This window comes from Micromonospora sp. NPDC048930, from assembly GCF_043197935.1.
Taxonomy (GTDB): domain Bacteria; phylum Actinomycetota; class Actinomycetes; order Mycobacteriales; family Micromonosporaceae; genus Micromonospora.
The window spans coordinates 194346-219456 of the sequence record NZ_JBICUB010000011.1; the positions used below are offsets into that span (position 1 = coordinate 194346).

Sequence of the window (25111 nt, forward strand, 5' to 3'; positions counted from 1 at the left end):
GCCGTGAAGATCACCTCCGCCGTCGACCCGACCGTGCCGGGCACCGATCCCGCCGGCGGCTTCGGCCGCCGGCAGGCAGGAGCCGTGGTGACGGCGATCCTCGGGTTGATCATGCTGGCCAACGCGCACGCGCTGCCCTGGGTGGCGGTACGCCCCGGGCAGAGCGTCGAGGACCGCCTGCTCGGCCGCGTGCCGTCGACGGAGGTGCGGACGTACGCGCTGAGTGACCTGGCGGGCGCCCGGGCGCCCCTGTACGTCGGCTGGGTCCTGCTGCTGGCGTTGCTGGTCGCCGCCGGGGTACGGCCGCAGTGGCGGCGGGCCGGGCGGATCGCCGCCGGGGTGCTGGCCGCGGCCACCGCGTTCCTGACCTTCCTGCCCGGTGGCGTCGCGGTGCGCACCAGCGGCTTCCCGCCGGCCGGCCAGCCCGACACGGAGTTCCTGGCCGGCACGTGGCTCGCGCTGCTCGGGCTGCTGCTGGTGTTCCGGGCCGTCTGGGCGGTCACGGCGACACCGGCCCCGGCCGCGCCCGATCCGGCGGCGCCGACACCGGCCGCCGCCACCACCGCAACCGCCGAGGAGCAGGATCTGGTCGGCCCGGGTCCCCTCGTCGTTCCCCGGCCGGGCTGGGCCCGGGCGCCGGAGCGGGTGCCGTGGTGGCGTCGACCGGGGGCGGTGACGGCGGCCGTCCTGGCCGGTGTCGCCGGACTGACCCTGCTCGGGGCGGTGATCTGGCAGCTCGCCCACCGGCCCGCCGACCGGCACGGCAACCTGCCCGCGCTGCTGGTGGCCCGCCCCGCCGACTCGACGCCCGCCACCCCGGCCGCCGCGAACGACCGCGTCGACGCCGCCCGGATCGTGCCGCTCGGTGGGGACCTACGCGCGCTGCTGCTGACCGCGCAGCTGCGCGACGTCCGGCACGCCGCCGGCACCGCGTGGACCCGGCCCGACTCGGCGACGGTGACGGTCACCCTGCTCCGGTTCGACTCGGCGGAGTCGGCCGACGACTTCCAGCAGTCCTACCTGGATGTGCTCGGCCCGGGCGGGACGGCGGTCCCCGACCTGCCGGGGGCGACCGCGGTCAGCGCCGAGGAGCAGGGCCGGGCCGAGGTGGACGCGGTCGCCCACCGGGGTGACGTGGTGGTGCTTGTCAGCGCCGACGGGGGCCCGGCGGGCATCCTCGCCGCCGTCGAGGCGACGCTCCGCGAGCAGTACGGCCGGCTCTGACCCCCCCGGCTGGTCGGTGCCACCTGGGCCGGGCGCGCATGACCGGCGCGGCGGCGGGTACGCAACGCGTCCGCGTACGTGACCGGAGCCGCAGGGAGCTGCGATGACCGACTGGGACGAGCAGGCCGATCCGCTGCGCCGACCGCCGGACGCCGACGCCCTGGAGCAGCAGCAGGACGAGACCGTGGTCGGCCCGCCGGACACGGTGGCCGACGCGGTGCCGGAGGCGTCCGAGGCCGACCTGGCGGAGCAGGGCGTGCTGGCGCCGCCGAGCGACCGCACCGACCTGGCCCACGCCGTACGCGACGACCTCACCCCGGCCGACGCGGTGGAGCAGAACCAGGAGATTCCCCTCCCGGACGAGGACCGCCGGGACTGACGCCACCGGGTCCCGGCGGACGTTCCGGCCCCGCGCGGTGACGGCCTTCTCATCGTCCAGGGCCTCGGTGTAGGCGAGCCGGGAGTGGTCGTCGAGCGCCGAATGCAGGTACGTGTATCCGACCTTGCCGGTGCCGGGACCGGTGCGTTTGGAGGCGCGGGCGGACTCGGTGCTGAGGCCGTGCATCCGCCGGCCGCCGCCGGTCGGGATGCGTCCGAGCTTCTTGATGTCGACGTGGAACAGGTCGTGCTCGTAGCGGATGACCTCGCGCAGCTGCTCGCCGGTCGGTGGATCGAGGTCCCGGAGCCGGTTGAGTCCTCGCCTCACCAGGATGCGGTGCACGGTCGCCGGCGCGCGTGTGACGCCCTGCAGCCGCTGCAGGTCGGCGGCGAGCCGGGCTGGTCCGTGCGGGGTCTGCCGCCGCAGCGCCTCCACCAGGTCAGAGATGTCTTCAGGGGTGCGGGCGGAACTGGTGGCGGGGCGGGAGGAGTAGTCGAGCAGGCCGTTCTCGTCGTGCGCGCCAGCGGGCGTACCACTTGGCCAGGCAGCGGCGGGAGATCCCGGCTCCCGCAGCGACGCGCGCGATCGGACGTCCGGCGTCGATCCGCAGGCACAAGCGCAGACGTCCTTCGGGGGTCAGCGATGCGTTCCGAAGTCCCCTGCTGGTGGCGCTCCTGGACTCGGCGGCCGCGTTCACCGGGAGCCCTGGGATCTCAGGGCTCCCGCGTGAGCGGCTGTGCGTGGCGTCAGCGTGCGAACTTTTCGATGGCCGCCGGGGTGACGGGGGTGAAGAAGTTGACGAGGTTGCCGTCGGGGTCGCGGAACAGCAGCGACCGGTTACCCCAGGGCATCGTGGTGGGCTCGTTGACGAAGTCGGTGACGAAGCCGGTCAGGTTCTGGTGAACGCGGTCCACGTCCTCGACGAGGAACTCGATGATCACGCTGTGGTTGTCCGCCGGGCGGGCAGAGCCCGGGGCGAACAGCGGGACCGTGCGGGTGCCGGCGATCGCGACGGTGGCGCCCGTGGTCTTGAGTTCGGCGAAGTCCTCGGTGGCCCACGTCGCCCGCGCCCCTGTGGCTCGCTCGTAGAAGTCGACGAGGCGCGCTACGTCGCTGGTGATGATGCGGATCGAGACGAAGTCCATGGGAATCTCCTTGGCTGTGCTGGAGGCGTGCACGTCGCAGGCTAGGAGAAATAGTGGACAGAATCGGTCCTGTATTCGCGTTAGGCTGCGGACATGCCTCGACCCACCGGCCGCGTGCTGATACTCCTGGAGCTGCTGCAGTCGGGCGGCACCCGGACGGTGGCCGAACTCGCCGACCGGCTCGGCGTCGAAGGGCGCACCGTGCGCCGGTATGTGGACCAGCTGATCGACCTCGACGTGCCCGTGGAATCGGTGCGCGGCCGCTACGGCGGGTACCGGCTTGCCCCCGGGTACCGCCTGCCTCCGCTCATGCTCAGCGACGACGAGGCGCTGGCCGTGCTGCTCGGCCTGGTCGCGGGCCGCCGAGCAGGGTTGACGACGACGCAGCACACGGCAAGCGAGACGGCATCGGCGAAGATCCGGCGGGTGCTGCCCAAGCACATCGCCCGTCGGCTCGACACACTCCTGGCAGCTCTCGCCTTCACGGATCAGCCCGGCGAGTTCGACACCCCGGACGCTGGGGTCCTGCTCACGATCGCCGATGCGGTGCGCCACCACCGACCGGTCTCGATCCGCTACACCGACCGTGACGGACGGCGCAGCGAACGCACGCTGCACGCGTACGGGATCGTCGCCCATGCGGGCCGGTGGTACGTCACGGGCAAGGACGCCCAGATCGGCGAGGACCGAACCTTCCGGCTCGATCGCATCGCAGACGCGCGGACCCTGCCCGGCTCATTCGAAGCGCCAGTGGGTCCCGGTCCGGCACAGCGCGTGTTGTCAGGGTTCGCCACGGCCGAGTACCAACATGAGGTGACCTTGCGGGTCCACGGGACAGTTGAGCAGATCCGCGCCCACCTTCCGGCCAGCGTCGCGAGCCTGGAGGAGCACGAATCCGCGGCCGGCGAGGACCGGGCGACCGAGCGCTGGCTGCGCGTCGAGCTGCGGGCGGAGCGGCTCGACTGGTTGCCTCCGGTACTCGCCGCACTCAACCGGCCGTTCGTCATCGAGCGCCCCGATGAACTCCGCGACCTCGTCATCGCGCTCGCCGATCGCCTCACGTTCTATGCCCGCCGAGCCTGACAGCGAGGAACCAATGCCATGAGATGGCACACCTAGCGGTCCGGGCTGTCCGCGGGCGCCATCAGGCGCAACGCGTTCGGGTCCAGGCCGATACGCACCGGGGTCTCCCCGTACGGCTCGCCGTCCACCTCGATCCGTGCCGGCCGGTCGGTCTCCAACCAGAGCTGGCGGACGGCGAGGAACGGCTCGTCCCCCAGGGTGCGCCGGTGCCCGGTCGCCGCGTTGCGCGCCGTCGCCCGCAGCAGGCCACGCCGGGTCGGCCCGCCCACCGGGTACGCGACCAGCAGCCGGTCGTCGGCGTTGGCGTCCGCGGTGATCGGGCGGCCGGCGTGGAACCCGCCGTTGGCCACGTACACCTGGTGGGTGGTGAAGGCATGTTCCCGCGCCTCGGCGCGGACGGTGACCCGCAGCGGCCGGTGCCGGGCGAGCAGCCCGAGGGCGGTCGCCGGGTACGCGAGCCGACCGACGATCCGCTTCAACCGGGGCGGCGCGCTGAGCATGATGTCGGCGGAGAGCCCGATTCCGACGTGGTTGGTGAACCGCAGGTCGCCGATCAGGCCCAGGTCCACGTCGATCACCTTGCCGGCGGTGAGCACGGTGACGGCCGCGTCGAGGTCGAGTGGCACTCCGACGGTCCGGGCGAAGTTGTTGGTGGTGCCCAGCGGCAGCAGACCGAGGGCGATGTCGCGGTGGGCCAGCAACCGCGCGGCGCTGCCGATCGTGCCGTCGCCGCCGCCGACGACCAGCAGGTCCGGGCCCAGGTCGGCGGCCTCGGCCAGGACCCGGTCGAGCTCGGCGGGCTGCTCGACCGGGTACGCCCGCAGCAGGGTGACGCCGGCCGCCCGCAGCCGGTCGTGGACCCGCTGGTAGAGCCGGCGGCCGCGACGCGAGTGGGCATTCACCACCAGCGCGGCGCGCCGGTCGCGCCGGATGACGTCGCTCAGCTCCTGTTTGGTCCGCACGGGTTCCGACCCTATCCGCCGCCGCGCCACGCGGGACGGTTCACCGTCGGCCGACGGCGCCCACGTGCGTGAAGGCCCGGCGGAACCGCCGAAGCGGGCACGCTCCGGCGCGGGACGTGTCAGGATCACCCTCGCGGTGGCGTCGTGGGACGCCTGGCGTCGCTCCGCGCACCGACCGGGCCGGCCCTGGCCGCCGGTGGGGCGTGGGCTGTTTCGGGGGAAAGCGATGAAGTACCAGGAGTTCGTGGCGCGGGTCCGGGAACGGGGCGAGTACGACAACGCGGCGGAGGCGCAGCAGGTCATCAGCGTGGTCGTGACCTGTCTGGCCGAACGGCTGGAGCCGGCCGAGGCGCGCCAGCTCGGGGCGCAGTTGCCGGCGGAGCTGGGCGACGTCCTGGGCTCGGCGGACGGCGGCGGCCGGCGGTTCGGGGTGACGGAGTTCCTCAAGAAGGTCAGTGACGGCACCGGCGCGACGGAACGCACCGCGGAGTGGGACGCCAGCGCGGTCCTGTCGACCATCGCCGACGCCGTCTCCGGCGGGGAACTCAACGACGTGCTGACCCAACTGCCGTCCGGTTACGCGCCCCTGTTCGGCCGGCCCGGCGTGTCCGGCTGAGCCGCCACCGGACCCGCTGAGCTCAGGCCGGGCGTGGCCCGAGGACCGCCGGCACCCCGGGCTACGACCGGGGCAGGTGGACCTTGGCGTCGTCGTAGCCGGCCTCGGCGGGCGGCGGGGCCGGGGCGTAGACGAGGTTCAGCACCCCGGTCGCGAAGGGCTGCGCCGAGACGAGGGTGAGCGGGATCGGCGGCTCCCCCTCGTCGAACAGTCGCATGCCGGTGCGGACGGCGATCGGGTGCACGAGCAGGTTCAGCTCGTCCAGCAGCCCGGCGGCCAGCAACTGGCGTACCACCGAGATGGAACCGCTCATGCCGATGGTCCCGCCCGGCTCGTTCTTCAGCGCGGTCACCGCCTCGACGACGTCGCCCCGCAGCTGTTCGGAGTTGCGCCAGGTGAACTCGAGCGGCCGGCGGGACAGCACGATCTTCCGGGCGTCACCGAGCTTCTTGGCGAACGGCGCGTCCTCCCCGCCGGCCGCCTCCCGCTCCGGCCAGGCCCCGGCGAAGCTGTCATAGGTGCGGCGGCCGAGCAGCAGGGTGTCGGCGGTACCGAGGCTGGCGTCGACGGCGGCGCCCATCTCGTCGTTGTAGTAGGGGAAGTGCCACTGGTCGGGCGCCTCGACGACGCCGTCGAGCGAGATGAACAGGCCGGCGACGATCTTCCTCATCGTGCTTCTCCCCCGATCGCAGAGTGCGTCCTGGACGGCCTGCCTCGGCCGGTGGCTCGTCGAACGCCGTCCCGGAGGTAGGGCAGCCGCCACGGTGGAGGCTAGTGCGGTGTCCACTAACGTTCACCGGGTTTCCGATGTCGTTGTGGATCCTCGCCGTGTGGCGAGCGACTCCCGACCGGTTGGTGGGGCGGGCCTCCGCGGGCCACCTGATCCTCGCGCCGCTTGTTGGGGGCGGCGGGGGTCACGTCGGGACTGGCCGGCACCGGGGAGGTGTCGTCCGGCTCGACGGTGCGTGACCACCCCGGGCACCACGACAGGTGTGGGGGTGGTGGGTCCGCCGCCCGGGCTGCGGGTGGCGATGGTGGCGGCCGCGACCAGGTCACGGTGCCCAGAGAAGTAGCAGTGCGGGCAGGACATGGTCCGGCCGCGGGGTTTCGGCACCCGCCGCCGGCAGGCGGGGCAGGTGGAGGAGGTGCCGCGCTCGTCGACGAGGTGGACGGTGATGCCGGCCAGGACGGCTTTGTCGGTGAGGACCTGCAGGAGCCGGCCGATCTGCCACTGGCGCAGCCGCAGGTTGTGCCGCCGTCCCGCGTCACTGTCCAGCACCCCGCGCGGGTCCCCGACGTGCAGCACACCCACCCGCTGCGCCACCGCCCAGGACACCACCGTGCGGGCGGCTTCATGTTGGGCCTGGCGGACCCTACGCCGGTGCCGGCCTTCCACCAGCCGGGCACGGCGGCGGTGTTTACGCCACCGCCGCGACCCCCGCTGCCCCGGCTTGGGCGCACACCCCGCCGTCGCCCGGCGGCGGCCCTTCGTATCCGCCAGGTGCATCCGGTGCTCGGCGCGGATCGCCCGCCCCGACACCAGCAGGCCGGCGCCGTCCGGGCCGGCCACCGCGTACGGGTGGATGATCCCGAGGTCGACGCCGGCCACCCGATCCGGGGCTGGCCCCTCACCGGGCGGGTAGGTCGTAACCGGGACCTCGGCGGTCACGTCCAGAAACAGGCGGCCACCCTCACACAGCAGGGTGACTGACCGGACCTGCTCGACCGGATACGGCACCTCCCTGGCCAGGCGCAGCCACAAGGGCGATGAGCCTCTCGCCACCGGGATCCGCACCCGACGCCCGTCGAGGGTGAACGTGCCGTGGTACCAGCGCACCGGCATCAACCCGCGCCGCCGACGCGGGAACCGGGCCGACACGTCGCCGTCCTTACGGCGTTTCGCCGCCGCGAACCACGCGTCGGAGAAGCGCCGCAACACCGACCGGGCACCCGTGGTATCCAGCTCGCCGAAAGTCCCCGACACCGCCCCGGACAGCTCCCGGCACAACTCCTCATAGCCACTCAGCGGGGCGTCACGGCGGTGGCGCCGCCACGTGTTGACCTCCAACACGCACGCCCACACGTCACCAGCCGAACGCAGCAACCCGAAACACCGCCGCCGCTGCCCCGACGTCACCCGCAACGCCACCCGCCCCGTCCGATAAACCACCCGAGGCGCAGACGGATCCCGACGACGAGCCACAACCCGACCCAACACCACCCGTACGACAAAACCGCACGGCCACCAACCCGGCGAACGTTAGTGGACACCGCACTAGCGGAAACGGCCGGGACCGGCGGCCCCGTCCGGTCCGACGGACGGGTGTGGCCGGGGCTCATGGCTCCGCTCGTCGAGCGGCACCCGCCGGTCGCCGCTCACGCCTGTGCGCTCACCGCTGGCCTGCGGCGGGCCGCCCCGCCTCATCGCGCCGGCGGGCGAGGATCGACGTGTTTCGACATGAACCATGACGACCGCCCAGTTACCCAGTCAGGAGGAGTCATGAGGAGATCATTCGTCGGCATCGTGGTCGGGGTCGGGCTCGCGATGGCCGGACTCTCCGGGCCGGCGGCCCCGGCCGCCGCGGCGACCGCCGACGTCGCCCCCGTCCGGGCGTCCGATGGCGCGTACGTGGTCCAGGAGGCGGCCGTCGGCCCCCGGCTGGTCGATCTCACGATCGAGTCGCCGGCACTGGGCCGGGCCGCCACCGTGCGCCTGCTGACGCCGGACGGGTGGGAGCAGCGGGCGGCCGGGGACCACTGGCCGGTGCTCTACCTGCTGCACGGCTGCTGCGACTCGTACGTGAGCTGGACCCGCTCCACGGACGTGGCGAGCCTCCCCGAACTCCGGGACGTCCTGGTCGTCATGCCCGAGGCCGGGGCAGCCGGCTGGTACAGCGACTGGTGGAACGCCGGCCAGGGCGGGGCCCCGGCCTGGGAGACGTTCCACCTGAGCGAGGTGCGCCAGATCATCGAGCGCGGGTACGGCGCGGGCCCGAAGCGGGTGGTGGCCGGCCTGTCGATGGGCGGGTTCGGGGCGATGTCGTACGCGGCCCGCAACCCGGGCATGTTCCGTGCGGCGGCGTCCTTCAGCGGGGTCGTGCACCCGTCGCGGGACCCGTCGTACTGGCTGCCGTTCTTCGGCCGCACCGGCCTGGACCCGTACGCGTTGTGGGGCGACCCGGTGGCGCAGCGGGACATCTGGGCGGAGCACGACCCGTACTACCTGGTGAAGCAGTTGCGGCATACCGCGCTCTTCGTGGCCAGCGGCGACGGCACCGCCGGCGGGCCGTTCGATCCGCCGGGGCAGACCAGCGGCCTGGAGGCGCTCATCTACCAGGAGAACGTCGATTTTGTCGCGCACCTGCGCGAGCAGGGCGTCGCCGTGCGGACCGACTTCTACGGCCCGGGCACCCACAGTTGGCCGTACTGGCAGCGGGAGTTGCACCGGGCCCTGCCGATGCTGCTGGACGCGCTCGAGACCGGGCGCGGCGTCGCGACCGGTTCCCTCGACCAGTAGGGTGCCGGCGCCCCGCTGGGGACCAGCCGGGTCACCAGCGGGGCGCCGGCGGGCGGGATCGGCGTCCCCGTCACGGCGCGCCGGGCGGTCGCTGCCGTGGGGGGCCGCCGTTCGCGGTGGCGTCGTAGCCGGCGGCCTGGAGGGTGAACAGGTCGGCGTAGCGGCCGCCGGCGGCCAGGAGTTCGTCGTGGCTGCCGGCCTCGACCAGGGCGCCCTCGTGCAGGACGAAGATCCGGTCGGCGTGGCGGACGTTCGCCAGCCGGTGGGTGATCAGGATGGTGGTGGCCCGTCCCTGCCGGTCGCGGATCGCCTGGAACAGGGCGTCCTCGGCGCGCGGGTCGAGGGCGGAGGACGGTTCATCCATGATCAGCAGGTCGGCGTCGCGGAGGAATCCGCGGGCGGCGGTGATCCGCTGCCACTGCCCGCCGGAGAGGTCGTGCCCGTGGGCGAAGGTGCGGTCGAGCAGGGTCTCGTACCCGTACGGCAGGTTCTCGATCATGTCGTGCGCGACGGCCCGGGCGGCGGCGGCCTCGATGCGGTCCTGCCGGGCGTCGCTGTCCACGTCGCCGATGGCGATGTTCGTGGCGGCGGTGAACGGCCACTTGTGGTACTCCTGGGTCACCACGGCGATCCGGGACCGCAGCCCGTCGCCGTCCCAGTCGGCCAGCGGCCGCCCGTTCCAGCAGATGACACCGTCGGTGGGGCGGCGCAGGGCGGCGATCATCGCGGCGAGGCTGCTCTTGCCGGAACCGTTCTCCCCGACGAAGGCCACCGTCTGGCCGGCCCGGATGGTCAGGCTCACGTCGTCGACCGCCGGGGTGTCGCGGTCGGGGTAACGGAGGCTGACGTGGTGGACGGTCAGCTCGCGCAGCGGCTCCGCCGGTGCGGCCTCGCCGGCCTGCTCCGGCAGGTAGGCGACGGCGCGGCTCATGAAGCCGGTGTAGTCGCTGAAGTGCTGGCCTTCGGTGTAGACCTGGTCGACCTGGAAGGTGGCGACGCCGAGCGAGCGTTGCGCGGACTGCAGGGCGATCACGCAGGTCGCCGCGGCGGCCAGGGGGATCTGCCCGTCGACGAGGAGCAGCCCGAGCAGTACGTACAGCGCACCGGTGGCCACTCCACTGATCATCGACCCCACGGCGGTGGTCGTGGTGACCCGGCGGGCGAGGGCGAGTTGGATGCCGGTCTCCACGCCCATGACCCGGTCGTACTGGTCCAGCAGGAACCGGCGCAGCCCGTAGGAGCGCAGCTCCGGGGCCGAGACGCGTTCGGCCATCAGGCGGTGCAGCAGCCATCGCCGGCGTCGCCGTACCGAGCCGGCGGTGTAGGTCTGGTAACGCAGGTGGCCCGCCCGCAGCGACGCCCAGGCCTTCGGCATGGTGGCGACCAGCAGGGCCAGCAGCAGCAGCGGGTGGATGACCGCGACGGCGACCGCCACGGCGATCAGGCCGGCCAGGCCGGCGGCGAGGTTCGTCGCGGCCTGGACCAGCCCGATCGCGGAGTCGGTGCCCCGGGAGGCGCGTTCCATGTCGTCGGCGAAGGCGTCCGCGTCGAACGCCTCCAGCCGCACGGCCGTGCTCGTCTCGAACAGGCCCCGCTCCACCTCCCGGCTCACCCGGGGAGTGAGACCGTTCTGCGCGTACCCGGTGGCGATGCCCATGCCGGCGCGCAGCGCGGTGGCCCCGGCCAGGGCGGCGAGGGCGGGCAGTGCGGCGACCACCTTGTCGCGGGTCGGGCCGCCGGCGAACAGCTCGACGAGCACCTGCTGGGTCGCCAGCAGCCCGAACGCGGCCATCACGCCGGCGCCGACGGTCGCGGCCCCCACGACGGCGGTACGGGTCCGGTCGGCCCGCCAGCTGATCCGGTACGCCGCCCAGACCAGCCGGGGCAGCTCGGCGAAGACGGCGAGCAGGCCGGCCTGGGCCCGGGCCCGCACTCCCGTCTCCCACCACATCTCCCGCAGCTCCGGCAGCACCGACTCGGTCGGGGCCGGGGTGGACGGTCGCGGGGTGGTGCGATGCTCGTCGGGGATGGCGGTTTCGGTCATGCCGGCGCCTCCTCAAGGTCGACCAGGCTCCGTGGCACCTCGGTTGCCGACCGCCGCCACCACCCGGGGGCCGACATCGACCGTAGAGTATCGGTGCGTAGCCATCCGGTCACCTAGCGCCAGAGTTGGTGAACCGCGTTCGGCTATCCCCCGGCCATCGCCCCGAGGATGATGTACGGCTCCTCGCCGGCGACGACCCGCTCGGGCAGGGGTGCGTCGGGCGACTCGTTGGACAGGTCCTCCTCGCAGGCGTAGAAGCGGATGAACGCGCGGCGCTTGCCGTTGTGGCGATCGCGGATCGTGCCGAGCAGCATCGGGTACCGCGCCTCGAGGGTGTCCAGCACCAGGCGCTGGGTGACCGGCCCGGCGGCCGGGCCGGTCACCTCGAGACGCACCTCGCCGGTGACGTGCGCCAGGTTCTTCAGGTGGGCCGGGAGGACGACCCGGATCACGGCAGCACCTGGGCTTCCACGGAGAGCACGGCCGGCAGGTCCCGCACGATCGGCGCCCAGCTGTCACCGCCGTCGGCCGAGTGGTAGACCTGGCCACCGGTGGTGCCGAAGTAGATCCCGCACGGGTCGAGCGCGTCGACCGCCATCGCGTCCCGCAGCACGTTGACGTAGCAGTCGGACTGCGGCAGGCCCCTGGTCAGCGGCTCCCACTCGTCGCCGCCGGTACGGCTGCGGTAGACGCGCAGCTTGCCCTCCGGCGGGTAGTGCTCGGAGTCGCTCTTGATCGGCACCACGTAGATCGTCTCCGGCTCGTGCGCGTGCACCGCGATCGGGAACCCGAAGTCCGACGGCAGGTCGCCGCTGACCTCGCGCCAGTTGGCACCGGCGTCGTCGCTGCGCATGACGTCCCAGTGCTTCTGCATGAACAGCGTGTCCGGCCGGGACGGGTGCTGGGTGATGTGGTGCACGCAGTGACCGACCTCGGCGTCCTCATCGGGGATCTCTCCCGAGCGGAGGCCCTTGTTGATCGGCAGCCAACTGGCGCCGGCGTCGTCGCTGCGGAACGCGCCCGCCGCGGAGATGGCGACGTAGATCCGGTCCTTGTGTGCCGGGTCCAGGATGATCGTGTGCAGGCACATGCCGCCGGCGCCGGGCTGCCACCGCGGCCCCGTCGGGTGCGTCCGCAGGGCGGTCAGCTCGGTCCACTTCTGGCCACCGTCGGTGGTGACGTAGAGGGCGGCGTCCTCCGCGCCCGCGTACACGGTGTCGGGGTCGTCGCGCGACGGCTCGAGGTGCCAGATGCGCTTGAACTCCCAGGGGCGTGGGGTGCCGTCGTACCACAGGTGCTCACCGACCTCGCCGGAGTAGGCGAAGTCGTTGCCCACCGTGTTCCAGGTCTTGCCGCCGTCGTCGGAGCGCTGGATCAGCTGCCCGAACCAGCCGCCGGACTGGGACGCGTAGAGCCGGTCCGGGTCGGCCGGCGACCCGGTGAGGTGGTAGATCTCCCAGCCGCCGAAGTGAGGCCCCTCGACCGTCCACTGCTCCCGCCTGCCGTCCGACGTCAGCACGAACGCGCCCTTGCGCGTGCCGACCAGCACTCGTACACCGCTCATGTCCTCATCCCTCCGCTCCGTTCGACGATGCCGTGGGGAAAGACCGTCCACCACGCCGAAACTCATCGGTCTCCGTCCGTCTTACTGCTCCGGTACGACGATTCGGCACCCCTGGGACCGACAATCGAGCAGTTTTTCCACCACCGCCCGACCGACACGCCGTGCCCGGCCGGGACGTGGACGAACGGGCGGGTCCGGTTTCCGCCGGGCGGATCCTGTCGGAGGGGCCGGGTAACGTCCGGCGCGTGACTGGCCCTGGAGACGTCCCGCCCGAGATCCTCCACCGGCTCCGACCCGTCTGTCTCGGGCTGCCGGAGACCTACGAGGAGCCGGCGTGGGTGGGGACGCGCTGGCGGATCCGCACCCGGACGTTCGCCCACGTGCTCACGGTCGACCCCGACCACCAGGCCGCCTACGCCCGTGCTGCCGCGACCGACGAGCCGATCTGCGTGCTGACGTTCCGGTCGCCCGGCGACGAGATCGCCGGACTGGTCGGCAGCGGCCACCCCTTCTTCAAGCCGGGCTGGGGCGCCGACGTCGTCGGCATGGTGCTCGACGACGGCGTCGACTGGGCTGAGGTCGCCGAACTGCTCACGGAGAGCTACTGCGTGCTGGCGCCGAAGAAGCTGGTCGCCCTGGTCGACCGGCCCGCGTAGCCCCGCTGCCGCCGGCTAGGGATTCGTTCCCGCGCGGAGGGCGCGGGCGAGGCGGCGGACGGCCTCGTCCATGCGGTCGGGTGGGGCGGCGGCGTAGGTGAGGCGCAGGTGTGGGGCGGGTGGTTCGGCGGCGTACCAGGGGCGGCCGGGGAAGACGATGACGCCTTCGGCCGCCGCGGCGGCGGCCACCGCGGCGTCGTCGGTGCCGTCGGGCAGGCGGACCCAGAGGTGCAGGCCGCCGCGCGGGACGGGCTGCTGGGCGAGTTCCGGGAGGTGCCGGCGGAGCGCGGTCAGGAGCGCCGCGCGGCGGGTCCGGAGCGCGGTGTGCAGGGCGCGGCGGTGCCGCGCCCAGGCGGGAGCGGTGACGAGCTCGAGCGTGGCCTGTTGCAGTGGCCCGGCGACGAACAAGTCGTCGAGCAGCCGGGCGACGCGCAGCCGGGCGCCGGCGGGGCCACGGGCGCCGATCGCGGCGATGCGCAGCTCGGGAGCGGCCGACTTGGTCAGGGAGCGCAGGTAGACGACGTGCCCGTCGAGGTCGTCGGCGGCCAGCGGTGGCGGGGCCGGCCCGTCGATGGTGAGGTCGCGGGCGTAGTCGTCCTCGATCAGGAACGCCCCGGCGTCGCGTACGGCCTCGACGACCCGTGCCCGGCGGTGAACGGCGAGGGTCGCGCCGTGCGGGTTGGCGTAGAGCGGCTGGCAGTAGAACAGCCGGGCGCCGGTGCGGGCGAACGCGGCGGCGAGCTGGTCGGGTCGTACGCCGTCGGCGTCGGCGGGCACGGGCACCACCCGCAGGCCGGCGGCCCGGGCGGCGGCCAGTGCGCCCAGATAGGTCGGCGACTCGACAAGCAGGGTGTCGCCGGGCGCGGTGAGCGCGCGCAGCGCCGTCGACAGCGCGGCCTGTCCGCCCGGGCAGATCACCATGTCGTCGGCGCGGAGCCCGGTTCCGGCCTCCCGGGCGAACCAGGCGCGCAGGTCCGGGCGCCCCTCGGCCGGTCCGCGCTGCCAGGACGCGGGCTGCCGGGCGGCACGGGCGAGCGCGGCGCCGAGCGCGGCGGCGGGCTGCAGATCCGCGTCGAGGTAGCCGCCGGACAGCGGGATCGCGCCCGCCGGCGGCAACGCCAGTAGCGCCTGCATCTCCTCCTCGCCGGGCCGGCCGGGGCCGAGCGCGACAGTCTGCCAGGACAGGTCGGGGGCCCGCAGCTCGTCCGGTTTGGCGGCCACGAAGGTGCCCCTGCCGGGTCGCGCCTCGATCAGCCCCTCGGCCACCAGCTGCCGGATCGCCTCCGCGACGGTGACCGGCGAGGCCTGGTGCCGGGCGGTCAGCTCGCGTACCGAGGGCAGTTGCGTGCCGGGGGCCGCGGCGGCCGCGGCCCGACGCAGATCTTGGATAACGCGATCCGCTGCGTTACCGTCATTCATGAGAGATCAGAGTAGCGCTACTGTCCCGAACACGATAACGGCCGATCGGTTGGTCGGCCTCACCCTCGGTGCGCTGGGTGTGCTCGCCTTCAGCATGTCGCTGCCGGCCACCCGCGTGGCGGTGCAGCAGCTCGACCCGTGGTTCGTCGCGTTCGGCCGGGCCGCCGGCGCGGCGCTGCTGGCCTGGGCGTACCTACGACTCACCGGCGCGCCGCGACCCGGTCGCGGCCAGTGGCGGCGGCTGTCGATCGTCGCGCTCGGCGTCGTCGTCGGCTTCCCGCTGTTCACCTCGCTGGCGCTGCTCACCCAGACCTCCGCGCACGGCGCGGTCGTCATCACCGTGCTACCCGCCATGACCGCCGTGTTCGCGGTGCTGCGGGCCGGCGAGCGCCCGCCGCTGCTGTTCTGGGTGGCGAGCGCCGGTGGACTGCTGGCGGTGCTCCTCTTCCTCGGTGCAAGCGGTACGGTGCACGGCGCCCTGTCCCTGCCCGACCTGTTCCTGCTCGCGGCGGTCGTGCTCTGCGGCCTCGGGTACGCCGAGGGCGGCGCGCTCGCCCGCGAACTGGGCGGCGCCGTCACGATCTGCTGGGCGTTGCTGTTGTCGGTGCCCGTCACCGTGCCCGTCACGATCCTCGCCGCGGTCGCCAACCCTCCGCATGCCGACGCGGTCGCCTGGTCGTCGTTCGGCTACCTCACCGCGGTCTCCATGTTCCTGGGCTTCTTCGCCTGGTACGCCGGCCTGGCCCGCGGTGGCATCGCCCGGGTCGGCCAGATCCAGCTCGCGCAGCCGGTGCTCACGCTCGCCTGGTCGGCGCTGCTGCTCGGCGAGGCGGTCACCCCGGCCTCGGTCGCGGCGGCGCTGGTGGTGCTGGCCTGCGTCGTACTGATCCAGCGCACCCGCACCCGCACCAGTGCCCCGGCGGCTGCGGTGCGCCGGGCCTGACCGGGCAGGCACCCACCCGGGTCGCCCGGAGCCGGGTGCCGCCGGCGCGCGGCGGACCGGCGCACCGGGCCGGTGCGTGTCGCGTGCGAGGGGGCGCATCGGGTACTCGGCTGCGGCCGGTCGGCCGGCGGGTGTCCAGGCCGACCCGGCCGGGCCGCCGCCCGCAGCTCACCGGAGGAGCACGTCTGATGACCATGGTCCGATCGAGGCGTCTCACGCCGCAAGGCTCCCTGTTCCTGCTCGCCTCGATCCTGGTGTCCTTCGTGGCCGCGTCGACCGCCCCGACCCCCCTCTACGGGATCTACCAGGCGCGCTGGCACTTCTCGCCGGTCACGACCACGACGGTGTTCGCCGTCTACGCGGTCGCGGTGCTGGCGTCGCTGCTCACGTTCGGCAGGCTGTCGGACCATGTCGGGCGGCGGCCGGTCCTGTTCGTGGCGATCGCGATCCAGGTGATCTCGCTGCTGATCTTCATCTTCGCCAACGGCGTGCCCGCGCTGCTGGCCGCCCGCGTCGTACAGGGGCTCGCGGCCGGCGCCGCCACCGGAGCCGTCGGTGCCGCGATGCTCGACATCAACCGCTCCCGCGGGACGCTCGCCAACTCGATCGCCCCCGGAATCGGAACCGGGGTCGGTGCCCTGCTCTCGGCGCTGCTCATCCAGTTCCTGCCCGCGCCCACCCGACTGGTGTACGTCGTCCTGCTCGCCATCCTGCTGATCCAGGGCTTCGCGGTCGCGCTGATGCCGGAAACGGTCACGCCGATGAAGGGAGCGCTGCAGAGCCTCCGGCCGGAAATCAAGGCTCCCCGCGCCGTGCGGGGGGCGCTGTTGGTCGTGACTCCGGTGGTCTTCGCGGTCTGGGCGCTGGCCGGCTTCTTCGCCGCGCTCGGCCCGGCGCTCGTGCGCGCCCTCATGAACTCCTCGATCGTGGCCGGTGGCCTCGTCGTCTTCGTCTTCGCCCTCTTCGGGTCCGCCGCCATCGTCCTGCTGCGCAACGCCGCGGCGCGGGCCGTGATGCTCACCGGAATCACCGCACTCATCCTGGGCATGATCATCACGCTGCTCTCGGTCACCGCGAGATCCATCCCCGGGTTCTTCGTCGGCCTCGCGCTCGGCGGTATCGGCTTCGGTGGCGGTTTCCAGGGCAGCCTCAAGACGGTCCTGCCGCTCGCGGAGGCGCACCAACGCGCCGGCGTGCTCTCCCTGCTCTACATCGTCTGCTACGTCGGCTTCGGCCTGCCCACCGTCATCGCCGGCTACCTCGTGGTCCACGGCGGCGGCCTGCCCCGGACCGCCAACGAGTACTCCGTCGCCGTCATCCTGCTCGCCCTGGTCGCCCTGGCCGGACTGAGCAGGGCCGGCGGGAGGTCACCCGGCTGACCCGTCGCGGCCGGGCTGGCAGGAGCGGGGAAATCGAGCGGGCCGCCGGCTGACCGGCCAGGAACAGCAGTGGGTGGACCGCTGCCTCATTCGGCCCAGGGCTGGAAGCCGGTACGGAGGACGGCACCGAGGGACGCGCGCAGTTGGCTCGCCTCGTCGGCGCCGAACCTCTCCTCGAAGCGGGCTTGCGCGGCCTGCCACAGTGGCAGCGCCGCTGCCATGCGGGCGCGGCCGTCCGGCGTGATCGCGACGATCCGTGCGCGGCGGTCGGCCGTCGACGGCTCGACGGTGACCAGACCCTCCCGCGCGAGCGGCTTGAGGTTGGTGGCCATCGTCGTACGGTCCATGGAGATCAGGTCGGCGAGGCTGCTGATCGTCATCTCCCCCTGCGCGCTGAGCTTTCTCAGGATGGTGAACTGCGTCGCCCGGAGGCCCACCGGGCCGAGGGCCTTGTCGTAGGTCGCCGTGAGGTACCGGGCGGCCCGGCGCAGTGCCAGGCAGTTGCAGACCTCGTCGAGGTCCGTCGACGCCGCCATCACGATCCCCTTTCCTCCACTGTTGTACACGATATGTGCGCGTGTCCGGAATCCGAAGGGCACCGCTCGGGTCACCCTTGCCGCTCCGGCCGATACGAGCATATGCTCGTATTGTGGGGCGTGGCCACGCACCCGCCTTCCTGCGCGCATCCACGCACGCCGCGCGCTCGCCGATGGCCTCAGCCCGTCATTCGGCTCGCGAAGGTCGTTCTGAACCGGTCCCGCATCCCGCCCCGCCTGGGCGGCCGCCGCCTGACTCTCCTCGCCTCCTACCAGAAAGCCCTGCCATGGAAACGCCAGTTCGTTCCGCTCCCGAGCGTGAGCAGAGACCGTCCGCAGCAGCCGAGCCCTCCCGTACGCCCCGCCGGGCCCCGGGCGGCCGGCCGCCCACGCGGGCCTGGCTCCAGCCGACCCTGACCGCCCTGATCATCGTGGCGGCGTTCATCGGCTGCTACGTCGGCCTGCAGCGCGACCCCCAGCCCCATCAGGTCCCGATGGCGGTGACCGGACCGGACCTGCCCAGCCAGGTACGGCAGGCCCTCGGCGACAGCGTCGAGGTCCGCCCGGCGGCTGACCCGGCCGCCGCCCGCCGCGCACTGGAACACCACGACGTCGTCGCCGCGCTCAGCACCGACGGCTCGGGCCAGCTCCGCCTGCAGATCGCGGGGGCGGACGGCGCCTCCACCACGGCGGCCGCGAAGAATCTCGTCGGCGCCTACGCCAGCGGTGCGGGCAAGCACGTCACCATCGAGGATGTCGTCCCCCTGACCCACTTCGACGCCCGGGGACTGGCCGGCTTCTACATGGCCTTCGGGGTGACCCTGGCCGGTTTCGTCCTCGCCTCCAACGCGCTCAACCTGGCCGGCCTCCTGCGCCTGCGCCACCGGTTCTGGCTGCTGTCCGGGGCTTCCGTGGCGATCGGCGGCGTGGCAGCCATCATCGCCGGCCCCGTCCTGGGAGCGGTCCCGGCCCCGGTCGTCCCGCTGGTCCTCACCCTCACGCTGCTGGCGGCCGCGGCCGCTTTCACCACCAAACTGCTCGGCACCTACCTCGGGCCCATCGGAGTTCCGGTTGCCACCCTGCTGCTGCTCACCGTCGGCAACGCCACCAGCGGCGCCACCACCAGCGTCGATCTGCTGCCGGCCGCGGCCCGGGTGGTTTCCCCGCTCCTGCCACCGGGCGCGGCGGTGCGGGCCATCACCGACCTGAGCTACTTCCACGGTGCGCACGCGGCGGGTCCGCTGATCACGCTCGCGCTGTGGGCCGTCGTCGCGGCGCTCCTGGTCGGCCTGCGCCCCCGCCTGACGCGACGGCGCACCGCGGCCGGGGAAGGCGTACCGGCCTGACGGGTGGCACGCGACCGCGGGGCCCAGCGCCGCCGCGGGCGACGGGGTGATGAGGCATGGTCGCGGCGGAACGGGGAATCGGAGGGCCGCCGGTAGCTGACGGAGGGGAGGCGCCATGACGGACCGATCGCGCACCGGGTCGAACCGGTTCCCGCCGCCAGATCCGCCACCGGCGGGCGCCGGCTTCGCCGTCGTGGAGATGTTCACCTCGCAGGGCTGCGAGAGCTGTCCGCCGGCGGAGGAAGTGCTGTCCGAGATCGAGCGCGACGCCCGCAGGCAGGGGCAGCCCGTCTTCGCCCTCGGATTTCACGTCGACTACTGGGACTACCTGGGCTGGCCCGACCCGTTCGGCGACGCGGCGTACAGCGCCCGGCAGCAGGCGTACGCGCGGGCCTTCGGCTCCGGGCAGCTGTACACCCCGCAGATGGTCGTCAACGGCACCGTCGAGTTCGTCGGCTCCGACCGCCGACGGGCGGCGACGACGATCGCGGCCGCCCTGACCACGGCGGCCACGACACCGCTGGCCCTGTCGGTGGCGGACGCCGCCGACGGCGCGGGCGGGCGGCACCGGGTGGTGGTGGACTACGAGACCGAGCGGCCGCTGGCGCCAACCGTGTTGAACGTCGCGGTCGTGGAACGCGGCCTGGTGAGCGAGGTCGCCCGGGGTGAGAACGCCGGGCGGACCCTGCGGCAGGACAACGTGGTGCGCGCCTTCACGTCGGTGGGCCTGGACACCGAGCGCGGACGGGTGGAACTGGAGACGCCCCCGGATCTCGATCCTCGACAGGCCGCGGTGGTCGGGTACGCGCAGCGCGACGGGAACCGGGCCATCACCGGCGCCACGGCGGTCGAGGTGGCCGCCGAACCGCGATGAGAGCTGCTGGTGACGGCAGAGGGAGGCCACGATGAGCCCGACTGTCCGGAGCGACGACACCGGGACGACGAGCATCCAGAGCATCGACATGAAGCTCGAGGTGGTCGTCATCCCGGTTTCGGATGTCGATCGCGCCAAGGAGTTCTACGGACGCCTCGGGTGGCGGCTCGACCGGACGCCGCCGGGCGTCATCCAGTTCACCCCGCACGGCTCCGGGTGCTCGGTCCAGTTCGGCCCGAACCTGACGGCGGCCGCACCCGGTTCGGCCAAGGAGTACCTCATCGTCTCCGACATCGAGGCGGCCCGGAACACGCTGGTCGGTGCTGGTGTCGCGGTGAGCGAGGTGTACCACGCCGGCCCGGACGGCCCGGTCACGGGCGTGGATCCCGAGCGTCGCAGCTACGTCTCACGCGCCTCGTTCAGCGATCCCGACGGCAACACCTGGCTGCTGCAGGAGATCACCAGCCGGCTTCCCGGGCGGGTCGACGCCGCGGGGTCCTCGTTCGGCTCCGCGAGCGACCTGGCGGGCGCGATGCGGCGGGCGGCGGCGGCCCACGGCGAGCACGAGAAGCGCACCGGCAAGACGGACCCGAACTGGCCAGACTGGTACGCGGAGTACATGGTGAGCGAGCAGACCGGGGCGGCGCCGCCCCGGTAGGTCCGGATCCGGTCAGCCACGCCAGTTGCGACAGCCGAGCACGATCAGCCGGAGCTGGCGGGTCACCCGGTCCCGCAGGGCCGCCGTCGCGACGGGGTTGTCGATCACCTCGAGCAGCGCCGCCGCGGTCTGCCACATGTGGTTCGCGATGAGTGCCGTCGCCATCCGCAGGTCCTCCGCCGGCCACTCCCGTAGGTAGCCCGCGGTGGCGTTCAGGTCGTCGTGGATCAGGTCGGCGGCGAGTTCGTCGGCCCCGCGCTGAAGCTCTTCCTCGATGGCGTGGCGGACCACGGCGACCCCGCCGTACCGCTCGCGGGCCAGGAACCGGTAGCCCTCTGGGTGGCGGCGGACGTCGTCGACGAGAGCCGCCATGGACTGCTCGATCAGTTCGTCGCTGCCGGTCAACCCGACCCGGACCATGCGCTCGGCACCGCGCATCCCGCCCAGTGACTGCTCGACCAGGGCCACCCCGAGCTGGCCCATGTCGTCGAAGTGCCGGTAGAAGGCGGCGGGCACGATGCCGGCGGCACGGGTCACCTCGCGCAGGCTGAGACTGCTCAGACCCCGGTCGGCCAGGAGTCGCAGGGCGGCATCCAGCAGCGCCTGGCGGGTGAGTTCCTTGCGCTGTGCGCGGCCGCGGGCCTCGGCGCCTTCTCGGGTATGGGCCACGTCACCAGTAAACACCCGTGCACCGATAGTCCGGATCCCCTACGCTCAGCTTCAGTGAACAAGTGTTCACGCACCCGGTCCCTCCGGGAAGGAGGACAGCATGCTCGGAATGATGGCCGCACTCTGGCTCGCCGTCCTGGTCATCGGCACCACGGCCTTCGCCGACCAGCCCTTCCTCTGCCTCTCCGCCGCCGGGTTCGTGGCCGGCGTGGTCCTGTTCCTGACCCGTCGCACCGGGCTGCTGGCCCGCCGCCGCGCCCGCGAAGGCTGACCTCTCGACGCCGAAGGGAGCCACCGTGTCCGTCCGGACCCAGCAACGCTCGGCCGCCGCCGAGGGGCGACGGCGCCCGTCCCCCCAGGAACGACCCCGCACGCCCGGCCGGCCCGCACCCTCCGCCACCCCGCCGGCCAGGTTGGACGGACGGGCCGCCGCGGCCCTCATGCTCGGCGGCGCCGGGATGTTCATCTTCAACATCGTCTTCGGGCCACTCGCCATCGTGCTCGGCCTGCGTGCCGCCCGGGACCCACGGGGTGGCCGCTTCGGCCGCCTCGGCGGTCGGCTCGGCGTCGTGCTCGGCATCCTGGACCTGGCCATCCTGGCCGTCCTGCTGATCAGCCGGATCGGCAGCGATGGGCTGACCTGGCAGCTGGGCGGCTGACAATCCCGGTTAATCGACGTACCCGGCGAACTCCGTCCGCTTGTGCGGGAGGCTGCGGCCACACGACCGCGCCGACGGCCTTCTTCAGCCCACCCGTCGCCCGGCCCAGTTTGATCACCCGGCGCACCATGCCGGCTCGGGGCCGGAACGGCGTCGACGTACCGCCTAGGGTGGGCGCCATGGCCAGCCCCACCCCCTCCGTCGACCGCAATCCGCTCGCCCTGCTCACACTGGACGAACTCCGGCAACGCACCGGCGTGAAGTGGCGCATGCACCCGCCCGACGTGCTCCCCCTCTGGGTCGCCGAGATGGACGTACCCCTCGCTCCCCCGGTGGCCGACGCGCTGCGCCGCGCGATCGACCTCGGTGACACCGGATACGCCCACGGGACGGCGTACGCCGAGGCGCTCGGCGAGTTCGCCGCCCGGCGCTGGGGCTGGCACACCTTCCGCGTCGACCACACCGCGGTCGTACCCGACGTGATGATGGGCATCGTCGAGGTGCTCCGACTGGTGACCGACCCCGGCGACGCGGTGGTGCTCTGCTCCCCCGTGTACCCGCCCTTCTACGCCTTCGTCAGCCACGCCGGCCGGCAGGTGATCGAGGCCCCGCTCGCGCCCGACCTGCGGATGGACCCGGCCGCTCTCGACGAGGCATTCCGCCGGGCCAGGGCCTGCGGCCGCCGTCCGGCGTTCCTGCTGTGCAACCCGCACAACCCGACCGGTGTCGTCCACCGCCGGGACGAGCTCGAGGCCGTAGCCGCGCTGGCCGACCGGCACGGCCTGCGGGTGATCTCCGACGAGATCCACGCGCCCCTGGCGCTCCCGGGGGCACGGTTCACCCCGTACCTCACGGTGGCCGGCGCCGAGAACGCGTTCGCCCTGACCTCCGCGTCGAAGGCGTGGAACCTCGCCGGCCTCAAGGCCGCGCTGGCGATCGCCGGGCCGCAGGCCGTCACCGACCTGCGGCGGATGCCGGAAGAGGTCAGCCACGGACCCAGCCACCTTGGCGTCATCGCGCACACCGCCGCGTTCCGCGCCGGAGGGCAGTGGCTCGACCTCCTCCTCGACGGCCTCGACGACAACCGCACGCTCCTGGCGGCGCTGCTGGAGAAGCACCTCCCGTCGGTGACGTACCACCGCCCCGAGGGCACCTACCTGGCCTGGCTGGACTGCACCGCGCTGGGCATCGCGACCGAGCGGCCGGCCGGCGAACCCGGCGTGGCCAGTGACGTCGCGGGGCCCGCGAAGATGTTCCTCGACCGCGCGCGGGTCGCCCTCAGCTCCGGGCACGTCTTCGGCACCGGCGGGGCGGGCCGCGTACGACTCAACTTCGCCACCTCGCCCGCGATCCTCACCGAGGCCGTCACCCGCATGGGCCGGGCGGTCTACGGGTAGGCGGCGGAGTCGGGGACCGCGGGTCAGGCGTCGGTGTGCCGGCGGTCGCTGCCGCGGTTGGCCTCGTCGCCGCTGCTGACCCCGGCTTCGGCGCCCGCGACGACGGTGGCGAGGACGGCGCCGTCCTGGGTCGGCGGCGCGACGGCGCCGGAGGGCATCGTCGCGGGGACGTCATCCTCGGCCGGGTTCGGCTCGGTGGGTGCCGGGCCGACCGCCGAGGCGAGCAAGGACGAGTTCGGGATGTTCAGCGGCCCGTCAGCGGTGTCCAGCACGGTGTACAGCAGTCCTGCCGAGACGATGACACCGACGTGCGGGCCGTTGATCGCGCCGGACATCACCCGGACCCGCTGCCCCGGCACGTACGGTCGGGCGAACAGCAGCACCAGGCCCGCGAACAGGTTGCCCAGCACCGGCTGGGCGGCAAGACCCAGGATGATGCCGGTGATCGCGCCACCGACCAGAAGCTGGCTCAGTTCGAGGCTGACCAGGTCGCACACCACGATGGCGGAGACCAGGTATCCCCCGAGCAGCACCACCAGCCGCAGCGGGGTGCCGGCCACCTCGCCGGCCCGCGCCACGGCGATCCGGTGCACCTCACGGGCGGCGGTGCGGCTGCCGGCCACGCCGAAGACGCCGACGAGGACGGCACAGCCGTACGCGATGAGCCGGCTGCGGATCGCGGTGGCGTGCACCCCACCGACCCCGTGGCCGGCGATCAGCGCGACGAGCGCGACCAGCCCGAACACCACCGTCCTGCGGAAGTCGGGCCGCACGCGCAGCTCGAACAGGCGCGACGGGTCGAGGGGACCGGGAGCGTGTGCTGTCCCGCCGTTGCCCCGGGCCGCATTCCGCCACATCGTGCCGCTCCCTCCACCAGCCGATCGCCGGCAGCGACCCTACCCGCGTCGCCCTGGGGCCCTACCCGACGCCCGCGAGGTCTGACGCCCGCGGCGGCCTCACCCACCACCGTCCGGCCGCCGACGGTGGTGCGGGCCGGTCCGCGGCGCGATCCACGATTACCGGGCCTCGAGCGCCATGCGCAGGCCGAGGGCGATGAGAACGGTCCCACTGACGGCATCGAGCCGACGGCGTACCGCTGGCCGGCGGAACCACGCGCCCGCACGCCCCACCACCGCCGCCAGCGTGAGATAGAGGGCGATCTCGACAGCGACCTGCAGCAGCGCGAGGAGTGCCGTGGTGGCGAACAGGGGCCGGTCCGCGGGAACGAACTGCGGGTAGAACGCGATCATGAACGCGGCGGCCTTCGGGTTCGCCAGCATCACCACGGCACCCTCACCGAACGCCTTCCCCCAGCCACGACTCGATGGTGCGCTGTGGTCGAGTTCCAGACCTGTACCGGCCCTGCGGCTGCGCCACGCTGTCCGCCACGCCTTGACGCCCAGGTACAGCAGGAATCCCGCGCCGACGACCCGGAGCACGATGAAGGCGACCTCCGAGGCCGCCACCAGAGCGGCCAGCCCGGCGGCGGCGAACAGCGCCCAGAGGTAGAGGCCGGCTTCCAGGCCAAGCACCGTGGGGATGGCGCCGGAGAAGCCCTTCATCGCGGCGCGGCGCATGATCAACGCCATCGCTGGACCTGGTGACGCCGAGATCAGCACGACCGCGACGACGAACGCGGGCAGGGAAGCAACAAGATCCATGGGGACATCCTGTCCCTTCTCGGCGGCCCAGTCGATGCCAAGGTCGGGTGCAGGCGCCGGTGGCTGCGTGACCCGGCGGTCGGTTCCAGGGCGACGACCCGGTGTTCGAGCGCGGCCGACGCCCCGCCACGTCCTCGCCGGTCTCGGCGTTGCCAGCCGCCACCGCTCCGGGCCACGCTCCCGGGGGGAAATTCCCCTGATGCCCAGGGGCGCCGGGTGGCTGCCCATATCTTCAGGTGGTCAGCTTCCGTCGGCGGGGATGGGGCGTTCCGGGATGGGTGTGCGGACCTTCATCCAGGGCTGGCCGGTGTATCGGCAGCTCACCGGGACTGACCCGCTCGGTCGGGGTGCGGCGGCGCAGTCGGCCCGTTCGGCCGCGC

General features: G+C 73.2%; 26 protein-coding genes. 14 read left to right on the plus strand and 12 right to left on the minus strand.

Annotated features, from left to right (window positions below):
- Positions 1 to 3 precede the first annotated feature (3 nt).
- Together ACGFI9_RS26720 and ACGFI9_RS26725 are read left to right on the plus strand one after the other, a co-directional pair.
- Positions 4 to 1224, plus strand: a complete 1221-nt coding sequence (locus tag ACGFI9_RS26720) for a hypothetical protein (protein ID WP_393182091.1) — start codon at positions 4 to 6, stop codon at positions 1222 to 1224.
- A 103-nt stretch (positions 1225 to 1327) separates the two neighbouring features.
- Positions 1328 to 1603 (plus strand): hypothetical protein, encoded by a 276-nt coding sequence (locus ACGFI9_RS26725; RefSeq protein WP_393182093.1) that lies wholly within the window; start codon positions 1328 to 1330, stop codon positions 1601 to 1603.
- A 746-nt stretch (positions 1604 to 2349) separates the two neighbouring features.
- Here the strand turns inward: ACGFI9_RS26725 and ACGFI9_RS26730 are convergent.
- Positions 2350 to 2748 (minus strand): VOC family protein, encoded by a 399-nt coding sequence (locus tag ACGFI9_RS26730; protein ID WP_393182094.1) that lies wholly within the window; start codon positions 2746 to 2748, stop codon positions 2350 to 2352.
- A 93-nt stretch (positions 2749 to 2841) separates the two neighbouring features.
- Between ACGFI9_RS26730 and ACGFI9_RS26735 the strand changes: the two genes are divergently transcribed.
- Positions 2842 to 3831, plus strand: a complete 990-nt coding sequence (locus ACGFI9_RS26735) for a helix-turn-helix transcriptional regulator (protein ID WP_393182096.1) — start codon at positions 2842 to 2844, stop codon at positions 3829 to 3831.
- A 32-nt stretch (positions 3832 to 3863) separates the two neighbouring features.
- Here the strand turns inward: ACGFI9_RS26735 and ACGFI9_RS26740 are convergent, their stop codons facing one another.
- The gene (locus ACGFI9_RS26740; protein ID WP_393182098.1) at positions 3864 to 4793 is read right to left on the minus strand and encodes a diacylglycerol/lipid kinase family protein; all 930 of its coding nucleotides are present in this window, start codon (positions 4791 to 4793) and stop codon (positions 3864 to 3866) included.
- Positions 4794 to 5019: 226 nt separating this feature from the next.
- Between ACGFI9_RS26740 and ACGFI9_RS26745 the strand changes: the two genes are divergently transcribed.
- Positions 5020 to 5409, plus strand: a complete 390-nt coding sequence (locus ACGFI9_RS26745) for a DUF2267 domain-containing protein (RefSeq protein ID WP_393182100.1) — start codon at positions 5020 to 5022, stop codon at positions 5407 to 5409.
- 61 nt (positions 5410 to 5470) lie between these two features.
- Here the strand turns inward: ACGFI9_RS26745 and ACGFI9_RS26750 are convergent, their stop codons facing one another.
- Complete coding sequence (locus ACGFI9_RS26750; RefSeq protein WP_393182101.1) at positions 5471 to 6079, minus strand: dihydrofolate reductase family protein; 609 nt, start codon at positions 6077 to 6079, stop codon at positions 5471 to 5473.
- Positions 6080 to 6202: 123 nt separating this feature from the next.
- The gene (locus ACGFI9_RS26755) at positions 6203 to 7630 is read right to left on the minus strand and encodes an RNA-guided endonuclease InsQ/TnpB family protein (RefSeq protein WP_393182103.1); all 1428 of its coding nucleotides are present in this window, start codon (positions 7628 to 7630) and stop codon (positions 6203 to 6205) included.
- 279 nt (positions 7631 to 7909) lie between these two features.
- Between ACGFI9_RS26755 and ACGFI9_RS26760 the strand changes: the two genes are divergently transcribed.
- Positions 7910 to 8926, plus strand: coding sequence for an alpha/beta hydrolase (locus ACGFI9_RS26760; RefSeq protein ID WP_393182105.1), 1017 nt, complete (start codon positions 7910 to 7912; stop codon positions 8924 to 8926).
- Positions 8927 to 8996: 70 nt separating this feature from the next.
- Here ACGFI9_RS26760 and ACGFI9_RS26765 read toward each other — a convergent pair whose 3' ends face one another.
- The 3 genes from ACGFI9_RS26765 to ACGFI9_RS26775 all read right to left on the minus strand — a co-directional run bounded on the left by ACGFI9_RS26765 (position 8997) and on the right by ACGFI9_RS26775 (position 12534).
- Positions 8997 to 10970, minus strand: a complete 1974-nt coding sequence (locus ACGFI9_RS26765) for an ABC transporter ATP-binding protein (RefSeq protein ID WP_393182107.1) — start codon at positions 10968 to 10970, stop codon at positions 8997 to 8999.
- Positions 10971 to 11113: 143 nt separating this feature from the next.
- Entirely contained in the window at positions 11114 to 11422 is a 309-nt protein-coding gene (locus ACGFI9_RS26770; protein WP_393182109.1) for a MoaD/ThiS family protein, read from the minus strand.
- Complete coding sequence (locus ACGFI9_RS26775) at positions 11419 to 12534, minus strand: WD40/YVTN/BNR-like repeat-containing protein (RefSeq protein WP_393182111.1); 1116 nt, start codon at positions 12532 to 12534, stop codon at positions 11419 to 11421. Before ACGFI9_RS26775 ends, ACGFI9_RS26770 begins: the two co-directional genes overlap by 4 nt.
- Positions 12535 to 12779: 245 nt before the next feature.
- Here ACGFI9_RS26775 and ACGFI9_RS26780 point away from each other — a divergent pair, with 245 nt between their 5' ends.
- Complete coding sequence (locus tag ACGFI9_RS26780) at positions 12780 to 13190, plus strand: MmcQ/YjbR family DNA-binding protein (protein ID WP_393182113.1); 411 nt, start codon at positions 12780 to 12782, stop codon at positions 13188 to 13190.
- A gap of 15 nt (positions 13191 to 13205) precedes the next feature.
- On the opposite strand, the gene ACGFI9_RS26785 is transcribed toward ACGFI9_RS26780, so the two are convergent.
- Positions 13206 to 14609: a PLP-dependent aminotransferase family protein gene (locus ACGFI9_RS26785; protein ID WP_393182115.1), complete on the minus strand. Its 1404-nt coding sequence runs from the start codon at positions 14607 to 14609 to the stop codon at positions 13206 to 13208.
- A gap of 49 nt (positions 14610 to 14658) precedes the next feature.
- Here ACGFI9_RS26785 and ACGFI9_RS26790 point away from each other — a divergent pair, with 49 nt between their 5' ends.
- Together ACGFI9_RS26790 and ACGFI9_RS26795 are read left to right on the plus strand one after the other, a co-directional pair.
- Positions 14659 to 15552: a DMT family transporter gene (locus ACGFI9_RS26790; RefSeq protein ID WP_393182117.1), complete on the plus strand. Its 894-nt coding sequence runs from the start codon at positions 14659 to 14661 to the stop codon at positions 15550 to 15552.
- 188 nt (positions 15553 to 15740) lie between these two features.
- Positions 15741 to 16931 (plus strand): MFS transporter, encoded by a 1191-nt coding sequence (locus ACGFI9_RS26795; RefSeq protein ID WP_393182119.1) that lies wholly within the window; start codon positions 15741 to 15743, stop codon positions 16929 to 16931.
- Positions 16932 to 17017: 86 nt separating this feature from the next.
- Here the strand turns inward: ACGFI9_RS26795 and ACGFI9_RS26800 are convergent, their stop codons facing one another.
- The gene (locus ACGFI9_RS26800) at positions 17018 to 17542 is read right to left on the minus strand and encodes a MarR family winged helix-turn-helix transcriptional regulator (RefSeq protein WP_393182121.1); all 525 of its coding nucleotides are present in this window, start codon (positions 17540 to 17542) and stop codon (positions 17018 to 17020) included.
- Positions 17543 to 17754: 212 nt separating this feature from the next.
- Here ACGFI9_RS26800 and ACGFI9_RS26805 point away from each other — a divergent pair, with 212 nt between their 5' ends.
- From ACGFI9_RS26805 to ACGFI9_RS26815, 3 genes are all read left to right on the plus strand, one after another.
- Complete coding sequence (locus ACGFI9_RS26805; protein ID WP_393182123.1) at positions 17755 to 18813, plus strand: hypothetical protein; 1059 nt, start codon at positions 17755 to 17757, stop codon at positions 18811 to 18813.
- A gap of 115 nt (positions 18814 to 18928) precedes the next feature.
- Positions 18929 to 19687, plus strand: coding sequence for a DUF1223 domain-containing protein (locus tag ACGFI9_RS26810; protein ID WP_393182125.1), 759 nt, complete (start codon positions 18929 to 18931; stop codon positions 19685 to 19687).
- A gap of 31 nt (positions 19688 to 19718) precedes the next feature.
- Complete coding sequence (locus ACGFI9_RS26815) at positions 19719 to 20345, plus strand: VOC family protein (protein WP_393182127.1); 627 nt, start codon at positions 19719 to 19721, stop codon at positions 20343 to 20345.
- Positions 20346 to 20357: 12 nt separating this feature from the next.
- Here ACGFI9_RS26815 and ACGFI9_RS26820 read toward each other — a convergent pair whose 3' ends face one another.
- The gene (locus tag ACGFI9_RS26820; RefSeq protein ID WP_393182129.1) at positions 20358 to 21014 is read right to left on the minus strand and encodes a TetR family transcriptional regulator; all 657 of its coding nucleotides are present in this window, start codon (positions 21012 to 21014) and stop codon (positions 20358 to 20360) included.
- Positions 21015 to 21114: 100 nt separating this feature from the next.
- On the opposite strand from ACGFI9_RS26820, the gene ACGFI9_RS26825 reads away from it, so the two are divergent.
- From ACGFI9_RS26825 to ACGFI9_RS26835, 3 genes are all read left to right on the plus strand, one after another.
- The gene (locus ACGFI9_RS26825; protein ID WP_393182131.1) at positions 21115 to 21285 is read left to right on the plus strand and encodes a hypothetical protein; all 171 of its coding nucleotides are present in this window, start codon (positions 21115 to 21117) and stop codon (positions 21283 to 21285) included.
- 25 nt (positions 21286 to 21310) lie between these two features.
- Positions 21311 to 21673 carry a hypothetical protein gene (locus ACGFI9_RS26830; protein WP_393182133.1) on the plus strand — a complete coding sequence of 121 codons (363 nt, stop codon included), beginning with the start codon at positions 21311 to 21313 and terminating at the stop codon, positions 21671 to 21673.
- A gap of 179 nt (positions 21674 to 21852) precedes the next feature.
- Complete coding sequence (locus ACGFI9_RS26835; protein ID WP_393182135.1) at positions 21853 to 23070, plus strand: MalY/PatB family protein; 1218 nt, start codon at positions 21853 to 21855, stop codon at positions 23068 to 23070.
- A 23-nt stretch (positions 23071 to 23093) separates the two neighbouring features.
- Here the strand turns inward: ACGFI9_RS26835 and ACGFI9_RS26840 are convergent, their stop codons facing one another.
- Both ACGFI9_RS26840 and ACGFI9_RS26845 read right to left on the minus strand, forming a co-directional pair.
- Complete coding sequence (locus ACGFI9_RS26840) at positions 23094 to 23927, minus strand: mechanosensitive ion channel domain-containing protein (RefSeq protein WP_393182138.1); 834 nt, start codon at positions 23925 to 23927, stop codon at positions 23094 to 23096.
- A 159-nt stretch (positions 23928 to 24086) separates the two neighbouring features.
- Positions 24087 to 24767 carry a LysE family translocator gene (locus ACGFI9_RS26845; RefSeq protein WP_393182153.1) on the minus strand — a complete coding sequence of 227 codons (681 nt, stop codon included), beginning with the start codon at positions 24765 to 24767 and terminating at the stop codon, positions 24087 to 24089.
- Positions 24768 to 25111: the final 344 nt, after the last annotated feature.

Excerpts from the sequence above, each read along its gene's own strand:
- ACGFI9_RS26725 (WP_393182093.1), top strand. The coding sequence starts at position 1,328 with ATGACCGACTGGGACGAGCAGGCCGATCCGCTGCGCCGACCGCCGGAC.
- ACGFI9_RS26730 (WP_393182094.1), bottom strand. The coding sequence starts at position 2,748 with ATGGACTTCGTCTCGATCCGCATCATCACCAGCGACGTAGCGCGCCTC.
- ACGFI9_RS26735 (WP_393182096.1), top strand. The coding sequence starts at position 2,842 with ATGCCTCGACCCACCGGCCGCGTGCTGATACTCCTGGAGCTGCTGCAG.
- ACGFI9_RS26745 (WP_393182100.1), top strand. The coding sequence starts at position 5,020 with ATGAAGTACCAGGAGTTCGTGGCGCGGGTCCGGGAACGGGGCGAGTAC.
- ACGFI9_RS26750 (WP_393182101.1), bottom strand. The coding sequence starts at position 6,079 with ATGAGGAAGATCGTCGCCGGCCTGTTCATCTCGCTCGACGGCGTCGTC.
- ACGFI9_RS26760 (WP_393182105.1), top strand. The coding sequence starts at position 7,910 with ATGAGGAGATCATTCGTCGGCATCGTGGTCGGGGTCGGGCTCGCGATG.
- ACGFI9_RS26765 (WP_393182107.1), bottom strand. The coding sequence starts at position 10,970 with ATGACCGAAACCGCCATCCCCGACGAGCATCGCACCACCCCGCGACCG.
- ACGFI9_RS26775 (WP_393182111.1), bottom strand. The coding sequence starts at position 12,534 with ATGAGCGGTGTACGAGTGCTGGTCGGCACGCGCAAGGGCGCGTTCGTG.
- ACGFI9_RS26785 (WP_393182115.1), bottom strand. The coding sequence starts at position 14,609 with ATGAATGACGGTAACGCAGCGGATCGCGTTATCCAAGATCTGCGTCGG.
- ACGFI9_RS26795 (WP_393182119.1), top strand. The coding sequence starts at position 15,741 with ATGACCATGGTCCGATCGAGGCGTCTCACGCCGCAAGGCTCCCTGTTC.
- ACGFI9_RS26805 (WP_393182123.1), top strand. The coding sequence starts at position 17,755 with ATGGAAACGCCAGTTCGTTCCGCTCCCGAGCGTGAGCAGAGACCGTCC.
- ACGFI9_RS26810 (WP_393182125.1), top strand. The coding sequence starts at position 18,929 with ATGACGGACCGATCGCGCACCGGGTCGAACCGGTTCCCGCCGCCAGAT.
- ACGFI9_RS26815 (WP_393182127.1), top strand. The coding sequence starts at position 19,719 with ATGAGCCCGACTGTCCGGAGCGACGACACCGGGACGACGAGCATCCAG.
- ACGFI9_RS26825 (WP_393182131.1), top strand. The coding sequence starts at position 21,115 with ATGCTCGGAATGATGGCCGCACTCTGGCTCGCCGTCCTGGTCATCGGC.
- ACGFI9_RS26835 (WP_393182135.1), top strand. The coding sequence starts at position 21,853 with ATGGCCAGCCCCACCCCCTCCGTCGACCGCAATCCGCTCGCCCTGCTC.
- ACGFI9_RS26840 (WP_393182138.1), bottom strand. The coding sequence starts at position 23,927 with ATGTGGCGGAATGCGGCCCGGGGCAACGGCGGGACAGCACACGCTCCC.